General features: G+C 61.4%; 24 protein-coding genes. 8 read left to right on the top strand and 16 right to left on the bottom strand.

What is annotated here, in order from left to right; all coding sequences use genetic code 11:
- Positions 1 to 42: 42 nt before the first annotated feature.
- The gene (locus ACO9S2_RS17000) at positions 43 to 1,890 is read right to left on the bottom strand and encodes a MutS-related protein (protein WP_423723601.1); all 1,848 of its coding nucleotides are present in this window, start codon (positions 1,888 to 1,890) and stop codon (positions 43 to 45) included.
- 45 nt (positions 1,891 to 1,935) lie between these two features.
- On the opposite strand from ACO9S2_RS17000, the gene ACO9S2_RS16995 reads away from it, so the two are divergent.
- Together ACO9S2_RS16995 and ACO9S2_RS16990 are read left to right on the top strand one after the other, a co-directional pair.
- The gene (locus ACO9S2_RS16995) at positions 1,936 to 2,814 is read left to right on the top strand and encodes a 50S ribosomal protein L11 methyltransferase (protein ID WP_423723600.1); all 879 of its coding nucleotides are present in this window, start codon (positions 1,936 to 1,938) and stop codon (positions 2,812 to 2,814) included.
- Entirely contained in the window at positions 2,811 to 3,332 is a 522-nt protein-coding gene (locus tag ACO9S2_RS16990; RefSeq protein ID WP_423723599.1) for an MOSC domain-containing protein, read from the top strand. The genes ACO9S2_RS16995 and ACO9S2_RS16990 overlap by 4 nt, the downstream gene beginning before the upstream one ends.
- Positions 3,333 to 3,361: 29 nt before the next feature.
- Here the strand turns inward: ACO9S2_RS16990 and ACO9S2_RS16985 are convergent, their stop codons facing one another.
- Positions 3,362 to 3,634, bottom strand: coding sequence for an HU family DNA-binding protein (locus ACO9S2_RS16985; protein WP_423723598.1), 273 nt, complete (start codon positions 3,632 to 3,634; stop codon positions 3,362 to 3,364).
- A 209-nt stretch (positions 3,635 to 3,843) separates the two neighbouring features.
- Here ACO9S2_RS16985 and ACO9S2_RS16980 point away from each other — a divergent pair, with 209 nt between their 5' ends.
- Both ACO9S2_RS16980 and ACO9S2_RS16975 read left to right on the top strand, forming a co-directional pair.
- Positions 3,844 to 4,506 (top strand): class I SAM-dependent methyltransferase, encoded by a 663-nt coding sequence (locus ACO9S2_RS16980; RefSeq protein WP_423723597.1) that lies wholly within the window; start codon positions 3,844 to 3,846, stop codon positions 4,504 to 4,506.
- A 114-nt stretch (positions 4,507 to 4,620) separates the two neighbouring features.
- Positions 4,621 to 5,409 (top strand): formylglycine-generating enzyme family protein, encoded by a 789-nt coding sequence (locus ACO9S2_RS16975; RefSeq protein ID WP_423723596.1) that lies wholly within the window; start codon positions 4,621 to 4,623, stop codon positions 5,407 to 5,409.
- A 10-nt stretch (positions 5,410 to 5,419) separates the two neighbouring features.
- On the opposite strand, the gene ACO9S2_RS16970 is transcribed toward ACO9S2_RS16975, so the two are convergent.
- The 14 genes from ACO9S2_RS16970 to ACO9S2_RS16905 all read right to left on the bottom strand — a co-directional run bounded on the left by ACO9S2_RS16970 (position 5,420) and on the right by ACO9S2_RS16905 (position 19,114).
- A complete protein-coding gene (locus ACO9S2_RS16970) occupies positions 5,420 to 5,872 on the bottom strand; it encodes a hypothetical protein (protein WP_423723595.1) in 453 nt (150 codons plus the stop codon).
- Complete coding sequence (locus ACO9S2_RS16965; protein WP_423723594.1) at positions 5,869 to 6,636, bottom strand: alpha/beta hydrolase family protein; 768 nt, start codon at positions 6,634 to 6,636, stop codon at positions 5,869 to 5,871. The genes ACO9S2_RS16970 and ACO9S2_RS16965 overlap by 4 nt, the downstream gene beginning before the upstream one ends.
- A gap of 44 nt (positions 6,637 to 6,680) precedes the next feature.
- Positions 6,681 to 7,979, bottom strand: a complete 1,299-nt coding sequence (locus ACO9S2_RS16960) for a cbb3-type cytochrome c oxidase subunit I (RefSeq protein ID WP_423723593.1) — start codon at positions 7,977 to 7,979, stop codon at positions 6,681 to 6,683.
- A gap of 9 nt (positions 7,980 to 7,988) precedes the next feature.
- Positions 7,989 to 8,777 carry a bifunctional hydroxymethylpyrimidine kinase/phosphomethylpyrimidine kinase gene (thiD, locus tag ACO9S2_RS16955; protein WP_423723592.1) on the bottom strand — a complete coding sequence of 263 codons (789 nt, stop codon included), beginning with the start codon at positions 8,775 to 8,777 and terminating at the stop codon, positions 7,989 to 7,991.
- Positions 8,778 to 8,814: 37 nt separating this feature from the next.
- Complete coding sequence (locus ACO9S2_RS16950) at positions 8,815 to 9,783, bottom strand: FlgO family outer membrane protein (RefSeq protein WP_423723591.1); 969 nt, start codon at positions 9,781 to 9,783, stop codon at positions 8,815 to 8,817.
- A gap of 72 nt (positions 9,784 to 9,855) precedes the next feature.
- A complete protein-coding gene (tenA, locus tag ACO9S2_RS16945) occupies positions 9,856 to 10,524 on the bottom strand; it encodes a thiaminase II (protein WP_423723590.1) in 669 nt (222 codons plus the stop codon).
- A 95-nt stretch (positions 10,525 to 10,619) separates the two neighbouring features.
- On the bottom strand, positions 10,620 to 12,023 hold the full coding sequence (sthA, locus tag ACO9S2_RS16940) for a Si-specific NAD(P)(+) transhydrogenase (RefSeq protein WP_423723589.1): 1,404 nt from the start codon (positions 12,021 to 12,023) through the stop codon (positions 10,620 to 10,622).
- 102 nt (positions 12,024 to 12,125) lie between these two features.
- Positions 12,126 to 12,794 (bottom strand): thiol peroxidase, encoded by a 669-nt coding sequence (tpx, locus tag ACO9S2_RS16935; protein ID WP_423723588.1) that lies wholly within the window; start codon positions 12,792 to 12,794, stop codon positions 12,126 to 12,128.
- A 70-nt stretch (positions 12,795 to 12,864) separates the two neighbouring features.
- Positions 12,865 to 13,755, bottom strand: coding sequence for an alpha/beta fold hydrolase (locus ACO9S2_RS16930; protein ID WP_423723587.1), 891 nt, complete (start codon positions 13,753 to 13,755; stop codon positions 12,865 to 12,867).
- 71 nt (positions 13,756 to 13,826) lie between these two features.
- Positions 13,827 to 15,785 (bottom strand): sodium-extruding oxaloacetate decarboxylase subunit alpha, encoded by a 1,959-nt coding sequence (gene oadA / locus ACO9S2_RS16925; RefSeq protein WP_423723586.1) that lies wholly within the window; start codon positions 15,783 to 15,785, stop codon positions 13,827 to 13,829.
- A gap of 59 nt (positions 15,786 to 15,844) precedes the next feature.
- Positions 15,845 to 17,263, bottom strand: a complete 1,419-nt coding sequence (accC, locus tag ACO9S2_RS16920) for an acetyl-CoA carboxylase biotin carboxylase subunit (protein ID WP_423723585.1) — start codon at positions 17,261 to 17,263, stop codon at positions 15,845 to 15,847.
- 180 nt (positions 17,264 to 17,443) lie between these two features.
- On the bottom strand, positions 17,444 to 17,899 hold the full coding sequence (locus ACO9S2_RS16915; protein ID WP_423723584.1) for an IPT/TIG domain-containing protein: 456 nt from the start codon (positions 17,897 to 17,899) through the stop codon (positions 17,444 to 17,446).
- Positions 17,900 to 17,921: 22 nt separating this feature from the next.
- Positions 17,922 to 18,743: a substrate-binding domain-containing protein gene (locus ACO9S2_RS16910; protein ID WP_423723583.1), complete on the bottom strand. Its 822-nt coding sequence runs from the start codon at positions 18,741 to 18,743 to the stop codon at positions 17,922 to 17,924.
- A gap of 62 nt (positions 18,744 to 18,805) precedes the next feature.
- The gene (locus ACO9S2_RS16905) at positions 18,806 to 19,114 is read right to left on the bottom strand and encodes an FmdB family zinc ribbon protein (RefSeq protein WP_423723582.1); all 309 of its coding nucleotides are present in this window, start codon (positions 19,112 to 19,114) and stop codon (positions 18,806 to 18,808) included.
- Positions 19,115 to 19,271: 157 nt separating this feature from the next.
- Between ACO9S2_RS16905 and ACO9S2_RS16900 the strand changes: the two genes are divergently transcribed.
- The 4 genes from ACO9S2_RS16900 to ACO9S2_RS16885 all read left to right on the top strand — a co-directional run bounded on the left by ACO9S2_RS16900 (position 19,272) and on the right by ACO9S2_RS16885 (position 21,221).
- Entirely contained in the window at positions 19,272 to 19,448 is a 177-nt protein-coding gene (locus tag ACO9S2_RS16900; protein WP_423723581.1) for a hypothetical protein, read from the top strand.
- A 95-nt stretch (positions 19,449 to 19,543) separates the two neighbouring features.
- Complete coding sequence (locus ACO9S2_RS16895) at positions 19,544 to 19,747, top strand: hypothetical protein (protein ID WP_423723580.1); 204 nt, start codon at positions 19,544 to 19,546, stop codon at positions 19,745 to 19,747.
- 120 nt (positions 19,748 to 19,867) lie between these two features.
- Entirely contained in the window at positions 19,868 to 20,737 is an 870-nt protein-coding gene (locus tag ACO9S2_RS16890; protein WP_423723579.1) for a DMT family transporter, read from the top strand.
- A 16-nt stretch (positions 20,738 to 20,753) separates the two neighbouring features.
- On the top strand, positions 20,754 to 21,221 hold the full coding sequence (locus ACO9S2_RS16885; RefSeq protein WP_423723578.1) for a hypothetical protein: 468 nt from the start codon (positions 20,754 to 20,756) through the stop codon (positions 21,219 to 21,221).
- Positions 21,222 to 21,243: the final 22 nt, after the last annotated feature.

The raw sequence follows: 21,243 nt of genomic DNA, 5'->3' as shown, positions 1-21,243 counted from the left end.
TGAGTCGCGCGGGCGGCAATGATCCGGGGGGCGGTCCCGTGATCAGGGATTCAACGGAGGGCGGGTCGGCAACCCCTCCAACTCCATAATCCGCAGGGCGTTCGTCGTCGGGCAGGGGCCCGGGCGGAGGGTGTAATCGAATTCGAGCGTCCCGGCGGAGACGGTTTCCTGAAAGTGGCTGTTCGTGAGCCCGGGAATCGATTGTTCCAGGTCGGTGAGTTCCAGGTCGTGGGTGGTTACCAGCCCGTACCCGTTGCCTCTTGCCAACCCTTCGATGTACGCCCGGCTCCCGATGAGCCGTTCCCGGTTGTTCGTGCCCTTGAAAATCTCGTCGATCAGGAACAGCGCCGGCGGGGCCGCTTTCTCTTCGGTCGCCGTCAGAATTGTTTTCAGACGCTTCACCTCGGCATAGAAGAACGAGAGCCCCGCGTCCAGGGAGTCGTCCACGCGAATGCAGCAGACGAGGCGGCTCCAGGTCCACTCGAAGTGCGCGGCGCACACCGGTGCGCCGGCCTGGGCGAGGCAGAGGTTGATGCCGATGGTTCGAAGAAAGGTGCTCTTGCCGGACATGTTCGAGCCGGTCACCAGATGGATCGTGCCGAGGCCCGTGAGGGTGACGCTGTTGGTCACACGGTGGCCGGGCTGGATCAGGGGGTGGCCGAGCTCCGTGCCTGAGAGCCTCACGGTCTTTACCGGGGTCGGCCAGGTGTAGGACGGGTGCAGATAGGCAAAGGTCGCCAGCGCCGAGGCGGCTTCGACTTCGGCAAGGCCATCCAGCCACAGCGGGAGCAGCGCCTGCAGCCGATGCTGGAACTGCTGCAGACGGAACGTGAAGAAGAGATCCCATGGACAGAGCGCATTCAAGGCCAGGTGGACGAGCGGATGGGCCTTCACGCTGACTCCATGGAGGACTTGCGCGAGGTGGCGAGTCAGCGCCGACGGAGCGGTGCCGGGTGCTGCGAGGGCGCGACAGGTTTCACCGAGTGCCGATCCGGGCTTCCGGGCACGCTGCTCCAGGAACAGCAGCACCGTCCCCAGTTTCTCGACTTCATGATGGAGGCCGACGGCATGTTCGAGCAATTCCTCTCCCTGGTCGGTCTGCAAAAAAATCAGGGCATACAGCCCGAATGACAGCATCCAATAGGCCGGCAGGAGATTGAGCAAGGCGGCGAAACCGAGCCCCAGCGTGGTGACGGCCAGCAGGGCTTGGACGGGCAGCAGGATGTGAAGATAGGGGAGGTGCACGTGATGCTGCAGGACCGCGGCAATCCGCTGCCCGTTGATCTCCGCTTCGCCCATCCGCAGGGCTTCGACCGTGAGGCGATCCCGGAAGATGGCGAGCCGGGCAAGTTCACGGACGAGGCGTTGCCGGTTGTTCCAGGCCTGTTCCGCCGGGGGCTGTTCCAGCAACCAGGAGGCGAGACGTTCGCGGCCCTGGGTTGAGGTCGATGTATCGAGCAGGTGCATGAGGGAATGCGGGCCAAGCAGGTCGATGTCTCTGGCGTAGAGGTGTCCTTCGGCGGACACGGGGCGGCAGGGAGGGAGTGCCTGCCATTCGAGGCGTAAACGAGTGAGATGGGCGCGTTTCACACCGGTCCACAAACCAAGCCGATGAATCCGCTGTTCGAGCCTGTTATGATACGCGGCGATCGTCAGAAATCCGATGAGGAACAGGACGAGCGACCAGTTACCGGCCGCGTATTCTCCGAGCCGGTAGAGGCTGACCGTCACCAGCAGTCCGATCAGAAACAGCACCCCGCGCCACCGGGACAGTCTTGCGCTGGCTTGTGTTCCCTGCTGATGCAGGCGTTCGCCCCGCCGCAGCAGGCCGGTGAGTGTGCGTTCGCGTTGGAGAGGTGCATGGCCGGTCTTCACGATGAGACCGACCATACTGGGAAGGGCTCGTGCTCGTCAATTGATTGTGAAAGAGGGGCCATGACGCAGGATTGGGTAGACGTCAGCATTCATACTGCGATCGATCCCGGGGAATTGCTCGGGTTGCTGGGCGATCCGCATGTGCAGGGCGCCTGGGAGGATCAGGGGGTGACCCATCTCTATTGGTCTCGCGACCATTGGAGCGGGGAGCAGTTGGGACAGGTCCGCGCGGCGCTCGATCGACTCGATCCGTCCGGGCGGAGCAGCGGGGCCGTACAAGTCGGCGACCTGCCGCACCAGGATTGGAATCGTCAGTGGGCGCAGTCGGTGAAACCATTGCATGTGGGGCGGCGGATCGTGATTCGCCCGAGTTGGGAACCGGTCGCGCTCGAGCCGGATCAGTTTGAGATCATCCTGGACCCTAAACAGGCGTTCGGCACCGGCCACCATGCGACGACGCGCATGTTGCTCGAATGGCTGGAGGACCTGATCCGCGGGGGCGAAACGGTGCTCGATGTCGGAGCGGGCAGCGGGATTCTGGCCATGGCCGCGTTGCGGCTGGGGGCGCGGTCGGCTGTGGGTGTCGAGAATGATCCCGTGGCGGTGGACTGCGCGCGCGATTATGCGCGGGAGAACCGGTTCGGTCCCGAGTTGGAATTGATCTGCGGGACACTTCAAGACCTGGCCGGACGAGTTCGGCCCGATCTGGTGCTGGCTAATCTCGATCGACACACGCTCCTGCTGTTGGCGGATGAACTGGCCGCCTATGGTGCGGAGGGGGCGCGGTTGCTGTTTTCGGGCGTGCTGGTCGATCAAGAAGCCGAAGTGGTGGGGCGCTACTCTGCGCTGGGGCTCTATCCGGCCGGTCGGCGGGAGCAGGACGGGTGGGTGGCGTTGGAATTGTTGAGGGCAGAATCCTGCGAAGGAATCGGTGGATGAGTCCCGCAGGACGACCGCCCTATCCCCATGTGCATCAGGTCAGTGTGTCCGATGGTGGGGTGCCGAAGAAGCCGGTACTCGAAGGCCGCGTGACGGAGCGGGGTGTCGAGGGAGACCGGCAGCGCAATTTAAAATTTCACGGGGGAGCCGACCGCGCCGTCTGTCTGTTCTCGCTCGATCTGATCGAACGGCTGCAGGAGGAAGGCCATGCGATTGAACCGGGCTCGTCAGGAGAGAATCTGACGCTCGCGGGGTTGGATTGGGCGCAGATCAGGCCCGGGGTGCGGTTGGCGATCGGTCCTGACCTTCGACTTGAAGTGACGAGCTACACCGTTCCCTGCGGTCACAATGCCCGGTGGTTTCGTGACGGGGAGTTCAAGCGAATCTCACAGAAGCATCATCCCGGTTGGAGCCGCGTCTACGCCAGGGTGCTGCGGGAGGGCGTGGTCAGAGCGGGAGATCAGGTGACGATAGAAGCGGGGACGGTCAAGGCGAAGGCCAAGCGCGGGGCCCCCTAGCGCTCGGCCTCGACCGTGGAGGGCATGTGTTAGTTGACGGAGTCCTTCAGCGCTTTGCCGGGTTTGAATTTCGGAATCTTGGCGGCTTTGATCTTGATTGCTTTGCCGGTACGGGGGTTGCGACCGGTGCGGGCGGCGCGGCTGCCGACTTTGAACGTGCCGAATCCGACCAGCGACACGTTTTGTTTTTTCTTCAGGCTGGTCTTAATCGCCGACAATGCCCCTTCCAACGCTCTGGTTGCTGAGGCTTTTGAAAGGTCGGCATGTTTGGCGATGGCTTCGATGAGGTCCTGTTTGTTCACGAGATTCCCCTTTCGTTGTGGGTATGAACGTGACGGGAAACGCCTGCAGGCGCTTGTATAGCAAGCTGATGGAGCTTGGTCAAGCAGATAGCAGCGCAGATGGCCGGTGGCGGATAGCCTATGGCCCAACCGCTGCACCGAGGCCTGCTTCAATTTCTCTTGCCTGTTGGCGATACGCCAGCGGTCATCTGCGCTTGTGAGGTGCTGAAATGATGTCGCGCATTTTGGAGCCGGAACTCATGGACGATCCGCTGCAGGCCACGGCCTATGCGGAGGCGGATTTCTCGGCGGAAAACCAGGGATTCGTCGATCGGTTTCGCGAGTACTTTCCTGACTGTACGCAAGGACACATCTTTGATCTGGGTTGCGGGCCGGGAGATATTCCCGTGCGGCTGGCCCTGGCGCTCCCCGAGTGCCGCATTACCGGGGTGGATGCGTCGGCTCCGATGGTGCAACTGGCCGAGCGGACGATTCAGCAAGCCGGGTTGTCCGACCGGGTGCGGGTGCGCTGCGAGCGGTTCCAGGATCTGGCCGGTGTGAATCAGGCCGATGCGGCGGTGTCCAACAGCCTGCTGCATCACATTCCGAATCCCCTCCAGTTCTGGCACAAGCTGCGCTTGATCGTGAAGCCCGGCTCACCGGTCCTGGTCATGGACCTCTTGAGGCCGGAGTCACCGCAGGCAGCGCAAGCCATCGTCGATCAGTACGCAAAGGATGCACCGGATATTCTGCGGCGCGATTTCTACAATTCTCTATTGGCCGCGTTTACCGAAGACGAAATCGCCGCACAATTAGCCCAGATGAATCTGACCAGGCTGCTGATCGATGTGCCGGATGATCGGCATTGGGTGGTTGGCGGCATCATCCATTGAGAAAAATGCTGAAAAAGGCCCCCAACTTTGTTCTCGTCTCGACAAAATCCTCAACGTAGCCCAGAGGCTACGCCTCAGGTTTTCTCTCGCCTGCGGCCGCGTTGGATGGCCTTTTTGAGCATTCTTCTGTTCCTGTCCGGTACGGTCCCTTGTAGCGAGGCGCAGCTTGACCGGCTGAGGCGATCACAGGCTCTGGAACAACTGGCCCCCGCCGAAATGCTGATGGTTGAGATTCCTGAAGGACCGTTCGCCATGGGATCGGACGGGACGCAGGCGCTTGAGGATGAGCGGCCCATGCATCAGGTCTGGCTGCCGGTCTTCTTCATGGATCTGCACGAGGTCACGACGGCCCAGTACGCGGGATTTCTCGCTGCGACCGGTCGCCCGGCCCCCTGGCTGTGGGAGACGGTGAACCTGGCGCAGCATAGTGATAGACCGGTCATTGGCGTGGATTGGCACGATGCCGACGGCTATTGCCGCTGGAAGGGCAAACGTTTACCGACCGAAGCCGAGTGGGAGAAGGCGGCCAGGGGAACGGACGGGCGGCTGTATCCCTGGGGCAATAAGGCGCCCGATAAGGATCTGGCCAATTTCGCCCTGGGGGCGAGGTTCAGCTACAGCCAGGTGCTGATGCCGGTGCAGTCGTATGAGATGGGCCGGAGTCCGTACGGCCTGTTCAATATGGCGGGCAATGTGTGGGAGTGGGTGCAGGACTGGTACGCGACGCACTATTATGACGGCTCACCGGAGCGGAACCCCCAAGGGCCGGAGCAAGGCCAATTCAAAGTGCTGCGCGGCGGGTCCTGGTCGGACCTGCCGAAATATCTGCTGGCCTACGGGCGATTCAAACTGCCGCCGGACACAAAAAATAGTTATACGGGCTTCCGCTGTGTGAAGTCGTGACGGCCGCTTGCTACGCCATGAGTAGGGCGATCAGGAATATGACGGTCAACGAGCCCAGTGTGGTGAAGTAGAGTATCCCCGTCCGGTCGCTCATCCAGTCGCTGGTCCAGGCTTCCGGATACAGCGTCCGATTCTCCATGAAGATGCCTTGTTCGTAGAGCTCCAGCGCCTGTTCCAGGTGAATCAGCACTTGCTTGGCCTGCCGATGGCGGTGCTGCTGCTGCCGGATCAGCGCGCAGGATAATCCACACCAGATCAGGCTTGCGAGACCGACGAGCAGGGTTTCAACCGACGTGAGCCGGTCTTTGTGCTGGTTCAAGGTGAGCGCGACGAGCATCGCGATAAGCCCCGCTGATCCGAAGGCCGTCCAGCGCATCATCTCCTGACGGCGGCGGTAGACTTCTGCTTTGAAGAGGGGATAGAGCGTCAGCAGGGTACTGCGTCGGGCTTCTGCCGTAATCATGTCAGATAGGAGGAGAGCCAGTCCGCGATGAGGGTGGTCATCCGGCGGAAGTCTTCCGCCTTTGTGAATTGATGATCGGCGCCCGGCAACAGTTCCAATCGTTTGGGCGCTTGGAGGGCGTCGTAGAGGTCCCGGCTCTGGTGCAGGGGGACGCATTCATCCTGATCTCCCTGGACGATCAGCGTCGGGGCCGTGATGGTCCGGGCCGGTCCGTAGGCGATCTGCCGCAGGCAGTCGTCATAAAAAGCATACCGGAGCCGGATGCGATCGGGTCCGCCCATGATATTGGGGATGGTGTCGGTGTCCTTCCAGCGGGCCAGTTCCTGTTCGCCGAATGACAGCCGGAGCTCTTCGGCGAAGTCGACGACCGGACACTTGAGGGCCAGGCAGGCCAGATCCTGTCGCTGCGCGGCGGCGAGAATGGCGACGAGGCCGCCGAAGCTGGACCCCATCAGGCCGACTCTGGTGAATCCTTTTTGCCGGACGAGATCGAGCGCGGCCATGGCCTGGCCGACCGCCTGCGTGGTGGTGAGGGCCTCAAACGGACCGTCACTCTCGCCCTGTCCGAAGAAGTCGAACGCGAACGTCGCAACGCCCCGAGCATCCAGCAGACGGCTCAGGGTTGTGTTCGTGGTGCTGCGTTTCCCGGAGAGAAAACCGTGGCAGAACACCGCGATGCGATCGGTGCCGACGTCCGGGGCCGTGAGAACCGATGCGACGCGATGCCCTTGCAGATCGATGAAGGAAAGCGTCTGTTCCGTCATAAGGGAGATTTTATCAGAGTGGTGGCCGTGGTTGTGGAGGCTCCTCAGGTTGTGTGGGGCTGCTCCTCTTCTGGCGACGTGCTCAGCAGGGCGACGAGCTTGACGGAGAAGAGTGTCAGGCTGCCGAGGAGGAGGCCGACGCAGGACCAGGTCGCGACCTGAACGGGCAGCGACGAGAGCGGCATATTCCAGGTGAGGGAGGCGAGGAGCGCGAGCCCCATGGTCCCCAGGCTGAGCCCCCCGATTTGGACCGTTCGCCAGCGGTTGATGATGGTCGTGAGCCGATCAAGATAGGGGCCCCGCTTCTTGTTGCTCTGGACACGTTGTACCGCCAGGGTGATCGGGAGGAGATGCGAGAGCGCCCCGATGATCGTCTGGAACACAAAGCCGATCAGCGCTATATGCGTGTAGGCCATCAGGTGAAGCGAGCCGAACGGCATGACAGGCTGGTCGGAGAGGTTGTTGGCGGCGACCAGGATGCCGAGCACCAGGGTGACCAGCAGAAAAAAGGTGCCGATGAGCAAGTGATCCGAGGCGGCGTTGCCCTTCCGGCTGGAGGCGAGCCAGGTGCGGAACAGATTGATCGCATAGAGCGCGGCCGTGGCCACCAGCACGCCGCCTGCCGCCATTTCGACGATCACGGACGAGTTCAGGAAGCCGCCGATCAAGAGCGCGAGCCCCAGCGGCAGCAGGAGCAACACTGCGCGCGCGAGGGTGGGACTATAGAGCGGCGCATTCAACACGGTCGGGAGCAAGTTGTGCATCGTGCCGACGATGGCCAGCGTGATGAACCCCAGAATGTTGAGATGGATATGGGCCAGCCTGACATATCCGTAGGACTGTTGAGTCAGGTTGAACGCCATGGTTTCCCCGCAGGCGAGCCCGCCGAAGAGGGCGAGGAGGGCGATGGCGTAGAACCACAGGTTCAAGGGCGGCGAGTTCAGGCTCTTCCGGGCCTGAGTCCAGGCGTCCCGCGCGACCCAGAGAAACGACGCGACGACGAGCAGTCCGCCCGCGCCGACCGCCAGGTAGTTGCGAAATCCGAACCCCGCCACCATCCCGAGCGCGCCGCTGTTGATGGCGAGGAAGAGCAGCGGATGGGAGTCCCGCCGTTTCTGCCCGGTCATGAGCAGCGGGGGGATGAAGACCAGAAATCCGCCCAGGATCATTTGCGCGACGCCGCCGACCAGGGCCGCATGCGTGTGGGCCAGGCGCAGCCAGGATGGCAGCGGCGTCCCGCGCACGAGCCCGACCAGAATGGCCGTGCCGACCAGCGACGAAAGCAGGAGCCAGGTAAAGCCTGTCAGGAGAAAGGTAACCGGACGACCAGGGAGCCGCAGCATGCTGTGCCTCTACGATTCAAGAAAGTAAAAGTGATTGGTGGGACCGGTGCCATGCCCGATCGCCAGGCTGTGACGAATGGCTTCAGTGAGATAGGTCTTGGCCGCTTGCACCGCGTCGGGGACTGTCTTGCCCCGGGCGAGTTGCGCGGCCAGCGCCGAGGCAAAGGTGCAGCCCGTGCCGTGCGTGTGCGGGGTGTCGATGAATTCGCCCTTGTAGATGTTGAAGAAGCGGCCGTCGTACAGCAGATCGGTGGCGCGGTCGGCGGGCAGGTGGCCGCCTTTGATCAGGACATATTTGCTGCCGAAGCTGTGAATGATCTTGGCCGCGCGCCGGGCATCGGACAGATTGTTGATGGCGATGCCGGAGAGGAGCTGCGCTTCGTGAATATTGGGGGTGACAACGAGGGCCAGCGGAAACAGGAGCTTCTTCAGCGCCTCGATGGCGTCCGGCTTCAGCAGCGCATGTCCGGTTTTGGAGAGCATTACCGGATCGACCACCAGATTGACGATCTTTTGCGGGGCCAGCATCCTGGCCACGAGTTCAACGATGGCGGTGGACGAGAGCATGCCCGTTTTCACGGCGGCGATGTCGAAGTCGTCGAAGACGGCGTCGATCTGCGCGGCTATGATCGAAGCCGGAAGCTCAAAAACGTCTGTGACTTCTTCCGTGTTCTGCGCCGTCACGGCGGTGATCACCGACAGGGCGAAGACGCCGTTCGCCGACATCGCTTTGAGATCGCCTTGAATGCCTGCGCCGCCGCCGGAATCGGACCCGGCAATAGTCAGAACTTGTTTCATGGTGTTGGTAGTCATCGATGTTCCGTGATGGTTATGGTTAAGGAGTGACGGAGACGGCCGCCGCCGATGGAGTGTCGGCTTTCAATCCTTCAATGAAGAATCCCGCATCCCGTCGGGGTGATTTTTCATGATACGACAGTGTGAAATGCGAGGCAGGGGCCGCGTCGGCCGGGGCGGTGAACGTGAAGACCGTCCGGGCCTTTTCCCGGGGAGACAATTCCAGCCCTCTTGTGCACAGCCCGTCCCGATTATCTTCCACTTGTTGAACCCACTGCGTTCCGTGCTCGTCTTTGAGACTAGTATTTTGCAGAAGGCACAGGATTTTCAAGTCTCCCGGCGAGCGGTTCTCCACCGTGGCCTCAAGGCGGATCTGGTGTCCTTGCGCGGAGAGCGACCGGACCATGAATTCATACAGGTCGTTGCGGTGAAACCCGAGCCCTTCCGGCGCCGGGGGATCTTTCGAAAGCTCGTCCTTGATCGGCGGCGGGGTATTGGCGGCCTTGAGCATGTCGCCCAGCGGGCCGATCTTGGGAATCGCACCCTGTGTCGCGCCGACCGCCTGCCCATTCAAGGGGCTGATGAGTCTGGCCGTGACCAGCACGCTGTCCCGGGACTCCAGGTAGGAACCCACCACAAAGGCATCGGCGCGGATGGCTTTGGCGGCCCCTTTCACCGATTTAGGCGGCGTCGCATCGATCCTCGCAATGTGGAGCTTCTTGAGCGTCGAGTTCACGAGGCGGCGGTCCACCACCGTCAGCTCTCCGGCCACGAGCAATTGTGTGCTGAGTTCCTCCGCCAGAAACCGCCCCACCGGCGTGACCTTTCCCTTGGGGTCAGTGAAGTCCACGATGGCCAGGCGCTCTTTCTTCGCTTTGGCGGACTCGGCCATGATCCCCTCCGCCAATTGCTTGAGACTCTCTTCATAATTGGCGGCAGCCAACCCATAGCCAGGCAGCAACGAACACCATAATAGGAGGCCCGAAATGGCGAGGGAGAATCTCAACATCAGCGTGGCGCCATTATACTCAGGTTGGGCTGGGTGTCCAGACTTCTTGCTGGGGTATGGGAATGCCTCTCACTATACCGGCCACTCTTCTTCCTTCCACGCCATCTCCCAGAACATCCATTCGTAACGGGAGCTGATGATGAACGCTTCTTCCATTCGCCGCTTCTCTTCGGTGCCAGCGGTTTTGGCCCACTGATCGACTTTCTTGCGCATCCAGCGCTGCACTTCGGCGAATTCCGGCGAGGCGTAGAGCATGAGCCAGTCCCGGTAGGGATGGTTGCTCGGCGGCGGGCCTTTCTTGAGGAGATGCTGCCCGACGACGCAGTAGATCCAGGCGCAGGGGAGGGCGACGACGGTGATTTCCGCGGCCGACCCGCTGTGGGCCACGCTGAGCATATGCCTGGTGTAGGCGTAGTTGGTCGGGGCCATGGGTACGGAGGTCATCTGTTTGGCGCTCATCTTCCACTTGGTGCCGTAGCCTTCATGGAGGCTCCGTTCGACCACAATGGTTTCTTCTGCCAGCTTGGCGAAGCGGAGCGCGCTGTCTGAATCCGGAGCCTTGACCGCCCCGGCGGCAAAGACGCGCGAGAGGTCGCCGAGAAACCGGGCGTCCTGCAAAATATAGTATTTGAATTTCCGTTCCGGGAGCGTGCCGTTGCCGAGGGCGACGACGAAGGGATGCGTGAGCTGGGCGTCCCAGGTCGGTTTCGCCAGTGTGCGGAGATGGTGTGAAAACGACATAGGGCTCCTTACTCAAGTACCCGTCGTTCGCAGGATCAGAGCGAAGCGGGATCGCTTGTTTGCGCTTTAGGTTTCACGAACGACGCGTCACGGTCTCACGGGTGCGGCGTCCAGGGTCTGGGCAGCTGATTAATGCCGTCCAGCGCGGCGACTTTATAGCATTCCGCCAGCGTCGGGTAGTTGAACACGGTATCGACGAAGTAGTCGATCTTCCCATGGTAGGCCATGACCGCCTGCCCGATGTGGATCAGTTCCGTCGCGCCTTCGCCGATGGCGTGAACGCCCAGCACTTCCCTGGTCTGCCGGTGGAAGATGAGCTTCAGCATGCCTGTCTCATCGCCGATGAGCTGGCCGCGGGCGATTTCACGATAGCGCGCGATGCCGGTCGCAAAGGGGACCTTGGCGGCGGTGAGTTCTTCCTCGTTGCGGCCGACCATCGAAATTTCAGGAATCGAATAGATGCCGTAGGGCAGCAGGGCGGTGTCGGTGCGGTCCGGCTGGCCGAAGGCGTGACAGGAGGCGTGGCGCCCCTGCTGCATGGAGGTGGAGGCCAGGGCGGGAAAGCCGATGATGTCCCCCGCCGCATAGATGTGCGGCACCGGGGTTTGAAAGTGTTCATTCACCGTCAGCCGTCCGCGGCTGTCCGCGGCGAGGCCCGCCTGCTCAAGGTTCAGCCACCGGGTCGCGCCGACCCGGCCGATGGCATACATCAAGGTCGTGGTGGTGACGGGGCGGGCCTGTTGCAGGGTCACGGTAATGTCCCCGTTCGCGGCCTTCTGGATCCCGACGACTTCTTCGTTGTGATAGAGGGTGACCCCGATGTCTTTCATCTGCCGCTGGAGCGCGGCGATAATTTCCGCATCCACGAATTCAAGCAGCCGGGGACGTTTATCGATGAGGGTGACCGGGACGCCCAGGGTGGCGAGGATGGAGGCGTACTCGGTTCCGATCACGCCTCCGCCCACGATGACGATGGAGGTCGGCACATGGTTGAGGGTGAGCAGCCCGTCGGTATCGATGATGTGGCGATCGTCGAAGGGTATGTGCGCGGGCCGGGCCGGTTCCGTTCCAACGGCGATGACGATGAAGTCGGCGGTATGTTCGACGGCGCCGGCGGCATGGTGAATGCGGAGCCGGTGCGGATCGACAAAGCCCGCCGTGCCAAAGATCATCTCGACGCGATTACGAGCCATCTGGTTCTGGACGATCCGGATTTCGTTCCTGATGACGTGCTGGGAGCGGACGGCAAGGTCTTCGATGGTGATGGTCTGCTTCAGCCGGTAGCCCGCGCCATAGAGGCTGCGCTGACGGAACCCGGAGAGGTAGAGCACGGCTTCGCGCAGGGATTTGCTGGGGATGGTCCCGGTGTTGATGCAGACGCCGCCGACGACTTCATTCCGCTCGATGACCCCGACCTTCTTGCCCAGCTTCGCCGCCTGCACAGCGGCTTTTTGCCCGGCGGGCCCGGTGCCGATCACCAACATGTCGTAATGGGCCATCAGGGTCTCGCTATGAAGATTGAGGCTGAAGGTTAAGGCTGCGGAGAGGCCGGCGTGTCCATCGTACGCTCAAGCGCAGCCTCAACCTCGGCCTTGTGGAAGTCAGCTCGCCGTCACCAGCGAGCGAGCAAATTTGAAAGCGGCATCGAGGTCCGGAAGCTGGGCGAGTTCCGGCGTGATCTGGATGTACCGGATGACATTGTGCGAGTCCACGACCAGGATGGCTCGCGCCAGGAGGTGAGGCTCTTTTAACAGCAGGCCGTGGGATTTCCCGAACTCGGCGCCACGATAGTCGGAGAGAAAGGTGATGTTGCGGATTTTCGCTTCCTCGGCGAAGCGTTTCTGGGCAAAGGGCGTATCGATGCTCACGGTGATGAGTTCGACCATCTTATCCAGGCCATGATTCTTTTCGCTGAGGTGATGGGTTTGTTGCTCGCAGACCTTCGTATCGAGGGAAGGGACGACGCTGATGATCCGCACCTTGCCCTCGCCTTTGGTATGGACGATGTTCATGAGCGAGAGATCGAACTGCGCGAGCTTCACGTCGCGGAGCGTATCGCCCGCTTTGATGCCGGATCCGGACAGGCCCAGGGCGCTTCCCTTGAACAGGACGGAATGGCCCTCCCCTGCGACCGCGCTGCTGGTGGCGACGGGGAGGTTCTGATACATGAAGCCTGTTTCGGTCGAGCCCCCCATGCCGGCGCAGGCAGTCAGAAGGAGGATTGACGTGACGGCGATGATCGGATGCAGGGTCTGAACGGGGTCGCGCATGGTTCGCTCCGGATGGTCGATCGGTATGAGGGTTATTAAAATCCAGTATACTCGGCCCCGTTCCGCCCGCTCAAGGGGCGAGAAACGTCAGAATGGCCTGGTTGACCAGATCCGGGCGTTCCCACTGCGGGATGTGCGCGGCGTTGGGGATGCTCTTGAAGGTGGAACCGGCAATCGTGCGATGGAGCGTTTCGCCGGCCGGGAGGGGGAATACGCGGTCTTCCTCGCCCCAAATGATCAGCGTGCGGTGGGTGATGGCTCCGATACGCGGGGCGAAATCCCGCTCCCACAGCGGAAGGTTGGTGCCCACGGTGAGCAGGGCTCGGAATAGCCCCGGCCGTTGGCGGTTGCGGTTGGACCGGTCCAGCACGGCCGGGGTCAAGAGGGCCGGATCGTGGACGAATTCACGCAACGTGGATTCGAGCATGCGTCCGCCGAAGAGCCAATTGCCGGCTGAAACAAGCCAGGACGGGACATGGGTGGTTAGGGCGCGGCGAAGCGAGGGGCTGCCGAGACACTCCATCACTCCGGGCGGGAGCCCGTCGATGAGGATGAGTGTGGACACGCGCCCGGGGTGGTCGAGCGCCAGGCCGATGGCGATTCCCGCGCCCATCGAATTGCCGACCATAGCGGCCTGCGGAATCTGCAGCGCGTCCATGAAGCCCACGAGAAATTCCAGCAGTTGATCCGGGCGGTATTCGATTTTCGGTTTGTCGGAGAGCCCCGCACCGAGCAGGTCCGGCGTGATGACCCGGAACTGTCCCGCCAGGGCGGCTTGCTGATATTCCCATTGCCACATCGATCCCCCGAAGCCGTGGATGAGGATGACCGGAGGGCCTTGGCCTTGGTCGAGATAGGCGATGCGCTGTCCGTTGACCGTGACGGACTTGAGGGGGAGGCGCTCGATGGAATCGAACCAGGGCGGCAGAGGATCAGGTGCGGCGCAGGACCCGAGCATCATACAAAGGAGCCCACCGATGATGGTTCGAAGGAATTGCGGCACAGAGGACAATGCCCTCGCGGGTGAACGGCCTATTCCAGCTGGATGACGGTTTCGTCGGTTTTGACGTTATCGCCTTCCGCTGCGAGGATGGCCATGACTGTGCCGTCGATCGGGGCCGGTACCCGGCTTTCCATTTTCATGGCTTCGATGATCAACAGCGGATCGCCGGTCTTGACCCGGTCGTCTTTGGCGACCAGGACTTTCACCACGCGGCCCGGCATGGGCGGTGCGACGTCTCCCGGCTTCGACGGCCGCGGCCTTTTGGGCTTCGCGCCGGTGCCGGTCTCCTGGGCTTCCGGAACGCCGGCGAGCACTTCCTGAATCGGCTCGAGCGATACCTCTTCCAGCTTGTCGTTCACCCGGATGTAGTAAGGCTTCCGGCCATCGACCTTGCGGCCCGATCCGGAAAGTTTCACATGATAGGTTTCGCCGTGGACGGTGACGTTGAATTCCACCGGCGCCAGATGCAATTCGCCGGCGACGGCAGGGCCTTTGGGCAACGAGGCTTCCAGCGGTTCCGGCACGAGGTCACCCTTTTCGCGGGCCTCGAAGAAGTCGCGGGCGATCGCGGGGAAGAGCGCAAAGGAGAGCTGGTCTTCCACCGTGGTGGCGTTCCCAGGAAGATCTTTCTTGATGCCTTCCAGTTCCGGTTCCAGACGGTCGGCCGGTCTGGTTTTGATCGGCTCTTCGTTGCCCACCGCGCGCGACAGGACCTCCTGATCGACCTGCCCGGGTGCGCGGCCGTAGAGACCCAGGAAGTAGTTCTTCGTCTCATTGGTGATAACTTTATAGCGCTCTCCCGTGAGGACGTTCAGCGTCGCCTGTGTGCCGACGATTTGGCTGGTCGGGGTCACCAGCGGCGGATAGCCCATATCTCTTCTCACGCGCGGGACTTCGTCGAGCACTTCCCGCATCCGGTCGAGGGCATTCTGTTCCGTCAGCTGGGCGGCGAGGTTCGACAGCATCCCGCCGGGAATCTGGGACGTGAGAATTTCGGCGTCGACCCCGGTGAAATCGCTCTCGAATTGCCGGTACTTCCGGCGCACAGTGCGAAAGTGTTCCGTGATCGGCAGGAACGACGCCAGATCCAGTCCTGTGTCGTACGGCGTATTCTGGAGCGAGGCAACGAGGGTTTCGGTGGCTGGATGGGATGTCCCGCCGGCTAACGGGGACATGGCCGTATCGAGCATGTCGAGCCCGCCGAGGATCGCCATGAGCGAGGCCATCGACGCCATGCCGGAGGTATAGTGCGAGTGGAGGTGGATCGGCACTTTCACGGCGGCTTTCAGGCGGCGGACCAAATGATAGGCGTCCAGGGGAGCGAGCAGTCCGGCCATATCCTTAATGCAGAGGGTGTCTGTGCCCAAATCTTCGAGTCGCTTTGCCATTTCGACGTAGCGGTCGACGTTATGGACGGGGCTGACCGTGTAGCTGATGGCCGCTTCCACATGCTTGCCGCAGGCCTGCACTTCCCGGATTGCGCGATCCATATTGCGCACATCGTTGAGCGCATCGAAAATCCGGAAGACGTCGATGCCGTTGGTGGCGGACCGCTCGATGAAGCGCTCAAGGACATCGTCGGCATAGTGCCGGTAGCCGACCAGATTCTGGCCCCGAAGCAGCATCTGCAAGCGTGTATTGGGCATCGCGGCCCGGAGCGCCCGGAGCCGTTCCCACGGATCCTCTTTGAGAAACCGCAGGCAGGTGTCGAAGGTGGCGCCGCCCCAGACTTCCAGCGACCAGTACCCGACTGCATCCAGTTTCTGGGCGATCGGCAGCATGTCCTCGGTGCGCATGCGCGTGGCAAGGAGCGACTGGTGCCCGTCGCGGAGCGCGACGTCGGTGATGAGAACTTTCCGGCCCGGCGCCGGTTGAAGATGGAGTTCTCCCGCCGCCGCTTTCTTAGTGCGGGATGTCCGTACGACCGGACCCCGGGCTGGTTTCTTGGGCGTTGTCTTTTTCGATCCTGCTGTCCGTCGTGCCGCCATCGTCGTTGCGTGCTCTTTGGTTGAGTGCGTTCGTGATCGGGTGTCCGAGTAACGCCCGGTTAGAGACCTTCGTAGGCGGCAATCGCCGCAGAAATGGCCAGGACCAAGTCCTCAGGCTGTTCGAACTCATCGTAGTTATACAGGTCCTGATGCGTGTCCAGATAGGACGTGTCGAACCGCCCGGCCAGGAAATCGGGATCCTGCATGATCGCCTTCATGAAGGGGATCGTGGTCTTGACGCCGCGCAAGACATATTCCTCCAGCGACCGGCGCATCCGGCTGACGGTTTCTTCCCAGGTCCGCCCGCGCACCGTGAGCTTGGCCAGTAGGGCGTCGTAGTAGGGAGAGACCGTATAGTCCTTGTACACCGCGCCGTCGATGCGGACGCCGATGCCGCCTGGCGACAGGTAGGCGGTGATTGTGCCTGTGCAAGGCCGGAAGTTATTACGCGGGTCTTCGGCATTGATCCGGCATTGAATGGCATGGCCCTGCAGGGTCACGTCAGACTGTTGGATGTCTAATGGTTTGCCGGCCGCGATAGAAATTTGATTGCGCACGATGTCGATCGCGGTGATCTGCTCGGTAACCGTGTGCTCGACCTGAATGCGCGGGTTCATCTCGATAAAGTAGTAGCGGCCTTCTTGATCCAGCAAAAACTCGACGGTGCCGGCGTTGTCGTAGGAGACGGCTCTGGCGATTTTGGTGGCGGCCTCGCCCATTTCGGCCCGCAGGCGAGGGGTCAGGATCAATGAAGGCGCGATTTCGATCAGCTTTTGGTGGCGCCGTTGGATCGAGCAGTCCCGCTCCCCGAGATGGATGATGTTGCCGTGCCTGTCGGCGAGAATCTGAAACTCGATGTGATGCGGCCGCTCGATAAATTTCTCGATGAACACGGCGCCGTCGCCGAAGGCCGCCAGGGCCTCGCGGGAGGCCACTTCCATGTTCTCGCGCAGTTCCGCATCGGTCCGCACGACGCGCAGACCGCGCCCGCCCCCTCCGGCGCTGGCCTTGATCATCACCGGGTATCCGGCGCTCTTCGCAAAGGCGAGGGCTTCTTTGACGTCGGTAACCCCGCCTTCAGTGCCGGGGACGACGGGCACGCCGATGGCTTTGGCCAGGTCGCGCGCTTTGATCTTGCTGCCCATGGCATTGATCGCCTCGGGCGACGGGCCGATGAAGGTAATGCCTGAGTCCTGGCAGAGCTGGGCGAACTCGGCGTTTTCAGACAGAAATCCGTAGCCCGGGTGAATGGCATCAGCGCCGATCCGGAGAGCCAGATCGACGATCTGTTGCTTGTCGAGGAAGCCTTTGACCGGACCCGGGCCGACCAGATAGGCCTCATCGGCCTTTTTGACGTAAATACCGGTCGAGTCGGCCTCGGAATAGATGGCCGCCGTCGCAATATCGAGTTCGCGGCAGGCGCGGATGATCCGCATGGCGATTTCGCCGCGATTGGCAATGAGAATTTTCTTAAACATGAGCCTGTTGGCCTTGGCCACAACAAACCTCGCACAGGGTCAATCCGGCGCAAGGGAGCGGGTAACCTAGCATAGACTCAAAAGTCCTGTCGAGGGAGCGGGAGCCGGAAATGGGCGGATCGCAGGCGATCCGGGGAGAGGCACCGTGCCTCTCCCCGGGAGAAGAGAGTGGGATTACAGCTACTTGGCTTGGACGAGGAATCCTTTTGACCGGGCGTTGCCGCCGCCGGCGACGACATCGATGAACGACATGCCGGGCCGGACATCGGGAACCGTGGCTTCGATGGTCGTTTCGTTCACGAACGTGTAGTCGATTTTGGCCGGTCCCGCTGCGCTGAAGGCCACTCCGTGGAAGCATTCCCTGGTTCCGAAATTCTCGCCTTTGATGGTCACTTTCTGGCCGGGCTTGGCTTCATCCGGCTCGACCTTGAAGATCTTCGGCCGCCTGCTCCGATCGCAGACCGGGTCCCGTTCGACTTTGGCCGAGTCGGATCCCTTGATCGACTCGGTGCCGTAGAGGGTAAAGCCCGCCCCCTCGACGATGGCGCCGGCAGGTTCTTCTGCCTGCACCACTGAGGCAGCAAGAGGGAGCGAAAGGAGCGAACCGATAAGTGCGAATGACCAGAGCGAACGCATGATGACCTCCTTGGATGAGGATCTACTGACCGGGCATGGGAATATAGGTTTCAGCGATGATGGCCTGGCCGGGGGGCGACAGGGCAAACTGGACAAAAGCCTCGATCAACGGGTTTGGTTCCTTCTTCGACAGGATCAAGATCGGCCGGCGGAGAGGATAGCGGCCGTCTCTCACGGTCGGCGCCTGGGGCTCGACGTTGTCGACCGGCAGCAGGCGCACGGCCACCCCGGTTGAGACCACGGAAAGACCGGTGCTCATCGAAATATAGGCGACGGCTGACAAGGGAGGGAGCGTTCCCACAACGGTTTTGACGACTTTTTCGTCTCCTCCGATGACTTTGGCTGAGTCCGGGATTTTCCCGGTGATGCCGAGCTGCGTTTCAAACGCGTCCCGGATGTTCTGATTTCGCGGGCGATTGATGAGAAGGATTTTCGTGTCCGGTCCGCCGAGCTCCGACCATTCTTTCACTGCGCCGGAGAAAATATCCGCCACCTGCTGCTTGGTCAGTTCTTTCGTGAAATTGGACAGGTGCACCAGGATGCCGATGCCGTCCCAGCCGATCTGTCTGGCGGCAAACGCCGGATCTTCCGCCCCGGTAATGGCAATCTGTGCCTGTCCGGACTTCACGAGTTCGAGGGGCTTGGAGCTGTCGTCCCACAGGAGGTCGATATAGGTGCGGGGGTTGGCTTTTTCGAATGCGCGTGCCAGGGATTCCAGCGTGTTGAGCTCCGGTCCGTTTCCGGCAATGACCAGACTTCCTGAAACCTCCGCGTGCGAAGACGGGGGAAGCGAGACCTCACCCATGAGGATGATTCCACACGCGAGCAGCAGTCTGGCGATCATGCTCCATCCTTTCTTGTGAAGCGGTTCCAGAAGAGAGGCGACGAAGAGCGCGGGCGCATCGTTTATGATCCGGTGCCTGTGATGGGGTTTGAGTCGGAGGAGGTGTTGGGCTGCGGCACGTTGCGCTTGGCGTTGAGCGGAGGGAGTTTGGCGAATTTATCCATGCGTTCGTTGATCATGGACTTGGCCTTCAGCTCGGCAAAGCCCGGCTTATGGTCGCCCTTGATTGTGGACGCGAAAGAGGAGAGCAGCCGTGTGGCCTCTTGGGCATGGCAGAAGGGGCATTCGGTATCTTCCGGCCGCGCATGGACGGATTGAGTGGCTTCGAAGTCTTTCGAGCATTTTCCGCAACGATATTCATAGACAGGCATAGCCGCAGTCCCTTTCTCTTCCCGTTCAAGTGACCGGTCTGTTCGGCAAGGCTGCCGACTGCTTCCATAATGGGCGCTCTTGACCGGCCGACAAACTTTGCCTTATTGTAGCATAACCAGATAGTTGAACTGCCAGTGTGATCAGAGGAGGCTGTCGATGTCAGTGTTGATTCGGAAGTACAAAGGGAACAACGGGGTCATGCAGGAAGAGCGGATCGATGAAGAGGACCGGATCGAGCGATACATGCGGCTCTTCGACAAAGACGACGTGAAAAAGCTGGAGACCGGCGTCAAGGTGTTCATCGAAAAAGACGAATGGCAGCTCATTCCTTAGCCTCTGCGCAATCTGTCACGGGATGGGGCGCAGTTGGTTGACGGCCGTCGCGGCGGCGTCTCATCCTCACACCTCTTATTCCCTGATTGGCATTCATGACGTACTGGGTTCATATCGCCCGATCCATTGACCGGGTGACGCTGCACAAGGATCGCTGCTCGGAAGTGCCCTCGAACGTGTCTTCCAGTGATTTCTGGGAGGGAGGATGGTTCGACTATCCCGATAAGGAGCGGGCGCTCCTGGCGATGGAGCAGGCCGGGACGACCTATCAGCGCCGCTGCGCGCTGTGCAAACCGTAGTTCCGTGACCAGTGAGGTGTGATGAGTGACGAGTGGGCGAGATATTTGGTGATCCTTCGGGATCCAGTTCGTCTCGCTCATCACTGATCACCCTTCACCGATCACTCGAAGCCCCCTCCCATGCCACGACTCGCGCTGCTACTCACCACCCTCATCTGGGGTGCGACGTTTCCCGCGACAAAAGCGGTGCTTGAGCAAATCCCTCCCCTCTCGTTCTTATTTTTGAGATTTTTCTTAGGGGCGATGCTGGTCGGGATTTGTCTGCTGCTGATGGCCCGGCCTCTGTCGTGCGATCGGGCGGTGCTGAGGGCCAGTGCCATTGCGACCGGCTGGTTGTTTTTTGGCTATGTGCTCCAGACGGTGGGCTTGCGCTATACAAGCGCCTCCAACTCGGCCTTTATCACTACCCTGTATGTCGTCTTCGTTCCCTTGATCCTCCGCCGGTTCGGGATGCGCTCTTGGCTGGCAACCGGAGTCGCCACCGCGGGGCTCTGGTGTCTCGTGCGGCCGACTGCGGTTCTGAATCTCGGCGATGTTCTGACCCTCGGCTGTGCCATGGCCTTTGCCGCGCATATTGCCTGTCTGGAACGGTTTACCAGGGAGGTGGATGCCACGTCGTTGTTTGCCTGGCAGATGGTGGCGATGTCCGGCCTCATGTTGCTGGCGATGTTGTGGGAGCAACCTCCACTGAGCGCCTTCGTTCCCACGACGGTCCTCTTTATCGGGCTTGCCATCACCGGAGGGCTCGCGACGCTCGCTTTTGCGATTCAGATGTGGGCACAGCAACTGATTCCCGCCCAACAGGTGGCGTTGCTCTTTGCCCTGGAGCCCGCCTATGCGGCCTGGCTTGCGTGGTATTTTCTCGGTGAGTCGCTGGACTGGCAAGGGTGGCTGGGGAGCATGCTGATTTTGACCGGTGTCATTATCGGTTCGCTGGAACCAAACAGGAATGAGGCGGAGCGGGCGGTGGAGGCTTCACCGGCTGCGTAATCGGGAGGCGAGTGGCATGGCGCAAAAATTCGGCAATGGGCGTTGGGTGCAGGAAGGGTTCTTGGACAATCGGGTCGAGGGGACGGTGGTCGGTACGATCACCTTTGCCGCGATCGGGCCGGTCGATGTGTACTTGCGCGGGAACTTCAAGGGCGAGATCGCGGGAAAGGTGATTCAGTTTCGCAACAGCCACTTCGAGGACGAGGATCTGGCCGGGCAGGTGATCGGCGATATGGAAAACCCTCAAGTCGGCGACGTGAATCTGATGTCGTTCGATCCTCACCCCAACCTGGCGCCGCATCCCTACATCGAGTGGTTCTCGACACGTAAGAATCACTATCGAATTGAACTCGATCCTGCGGATGCCTGGATTGTCGGCGATGAACAGGTGTCAGAGTTGGACGGGCAGAGTCAGCGCATCCGCCGGTCATTGGCCGGGCAGGTCGTCACCAAACCTGCCCGCGATGAGTCTGAATGGGTGTGAACAGCGGACACGGAAGCCTGGA

The organism is Nitrospira sp. NS4 (assembly GCF_049546785.1).
In the GTDB taxonomy this organism is placed as follows: Bacteria; Nitrospirota; Nitrospiria; order Nitrospirales; family Nitrospiraceae; genus Nitrospira_D.
This window is presented reverse-complemented; position numbering and strand designations above follow the sequence as displayed.

What these genes read in the sequence shown, in the direction of transcription:
- ACO9S2_RS17000 (WP_423723601.1), bottom strand. Translation starts at nt 1,890, where the DNA reads ATGGTCGGTCTCATCGTGAAGACCGGCCATGCACCTCTCCAACGCGAA.
- ACO9S2_RS16995 (WP_423723600.1), top strand. Translation starts at nt 1,936, where the DNA reads ATGACGCAGGATTGGGTAGACGTCAGCATTCATACTGCGATCGATCCC.
- ACO9S2_RS16990 (WP_423723599.1), top strand. Translation starts at nt 2,811, where the DNA reads ATGAGTCCCGCAGGACGACCGCCCTATCCCCATGTGCATCAGGTCAGT.
- ACO9S2_RS16980 (WP_423723597.1), top strand. Translation starts at nt 3,844, where the DNA reads ATGATGTCGCGCATTTTGGAGCCGGAACTCATGGACGATCCGCTGCAG.
- ACO9S2_RS16970 (WP_423723595.1), bottom strand. Translation starts at nt 5,872, where the DNA reads ATGATTACGGCAGAAGCCCGACGCAGTACCCTGCTGACGCTCTATCCC.
- ACO9S2_RS16965 (WP_423723594.1), bottom strand. Translation starts at nt 6,636, where the DNA reads ATGACGGAACAGACGCTTTCCTTCATCGATCTGCAAGGGCATCGCGTC.
- ACO9S2_RS16960 (WP_423723593.1), bottom strand. Translation starts at nt 7,979, where the DNA reads ATGCTGCGGCTCCCTGGTCGTCCGGTTACCTTTCTCCTGACAGGCTTT.
- thiD (WP_423723592.1), bottom strand. Translation starts at nt 8,777, where the DNA reads ATGAAACAAGTTCTGACTATTGCCGGGTCCGATTCCGGCGGCGGCGCA.
- ACO9S2_RS16950 (WP_423723591.1), bottom strand. Translation starts at nt 9,783, where the DNA reads ATGTTGAGATTCTCCCTCGCCATTTCGGGCCTCCTATTATGGTGTTCG.
- tenA (WP_423723590.1), bottom strand. Translation starts at nt 10,524, where the DNA reads ATGTCGTTTTCACACCATCTCCGCACACTGGCGAAACCGACCTGGGAC.
- sthA (WP_423723589.1), bottom strand. Translation starts at nt 12,023, where the DNA reads ATGGCCCATTACGACATGTTGGTGATCGGCACCGGGCCCGCCGGGCAA.
- tpx (WP_423723588.1), bottom strand. Translation starts at nt 12,794, where the DNA reads ATGCGCGACCCCGTTCAGACCCTGCATCCGATCATCGCCGTCACGTCA.
- ACO9S2_RS16930 (WP_423723587.1), bottom strand. Translation starts at nt 13,755, where the DNA reads ATGATGCTCGGGTCCTGCGCCGCACCTGATCCTCTGCCGCCCTGGTTC.
- oadA (WP_423723586.1), bottom strand. Translation starts at nt 15,785, where the DNA reads ATGGCGGCACGACGGACAGCAGGATCGAAAAAGACAACGCCCAAGAAA.
- accC (WP_423723585.1), bottom strand. Translation starts at nt 17,263, where the DNA reads ATGTTTAAGAAAATTCTCATTGCCAATCGCGGCGAAATCGCCATGCGG.
- ACO9S2_RS16915 (WP_423723584.1), bottom strand. Translation starts at nt 17,899, where the DNA reads ATGCGTTCGCTCTGGTCATTCGCACTTATCGGTTCGCTCCTTTCGCTC.
- ACO9S2_RS16910 (WP_423723583.1), bottom strand. Translation starts at nt 18,743, where the DNA reads ATGATCGCCAGACTGCTGCTCGCGTGTGGAATCATCCTCATGGGTGAG.
- ACO9S2_RS16905 (WP_423723582.1), bottom strand. Translation starts at nt 19,114, where the DNA reads ATGCCTGTCTATGAATATCGTTGCGGAAAATGCTCGAAAGACTTCGAA.
- ACO9S2_RS16900 (WP_423723581.1), top strand. Translation starts at nt 19,272, where the DNA reads ATGTCAGTGTTGATTCGGAAGTACAAAGGGAACAACGGGGTCATGCAG.
- ACO9S2_RS16895 (WP_423723580.1), top strand. Translation starts at nt 19,544, where the DNA reads ATGACGTACTGGGTTCATATCGCCCGATCCATTGACCGGGTGACGCTG.
- ACO9S2_RS16890 (WP_423723579.1), top strand. Translation starts at nt 19,868, where the DNA reads ATGCCACGACTCGCGCTGCTACTCACCACCCTCATCTGGGGTGCGACG.
- ACO9S2_RS16885 (WP_423723578.1), top strand. Translation starts at nt 20,754, where the DNA reads ATGGCGCAAAAATTCGGCAATGGGCGTTGGGTGCAGGAAGGGTTCTTG.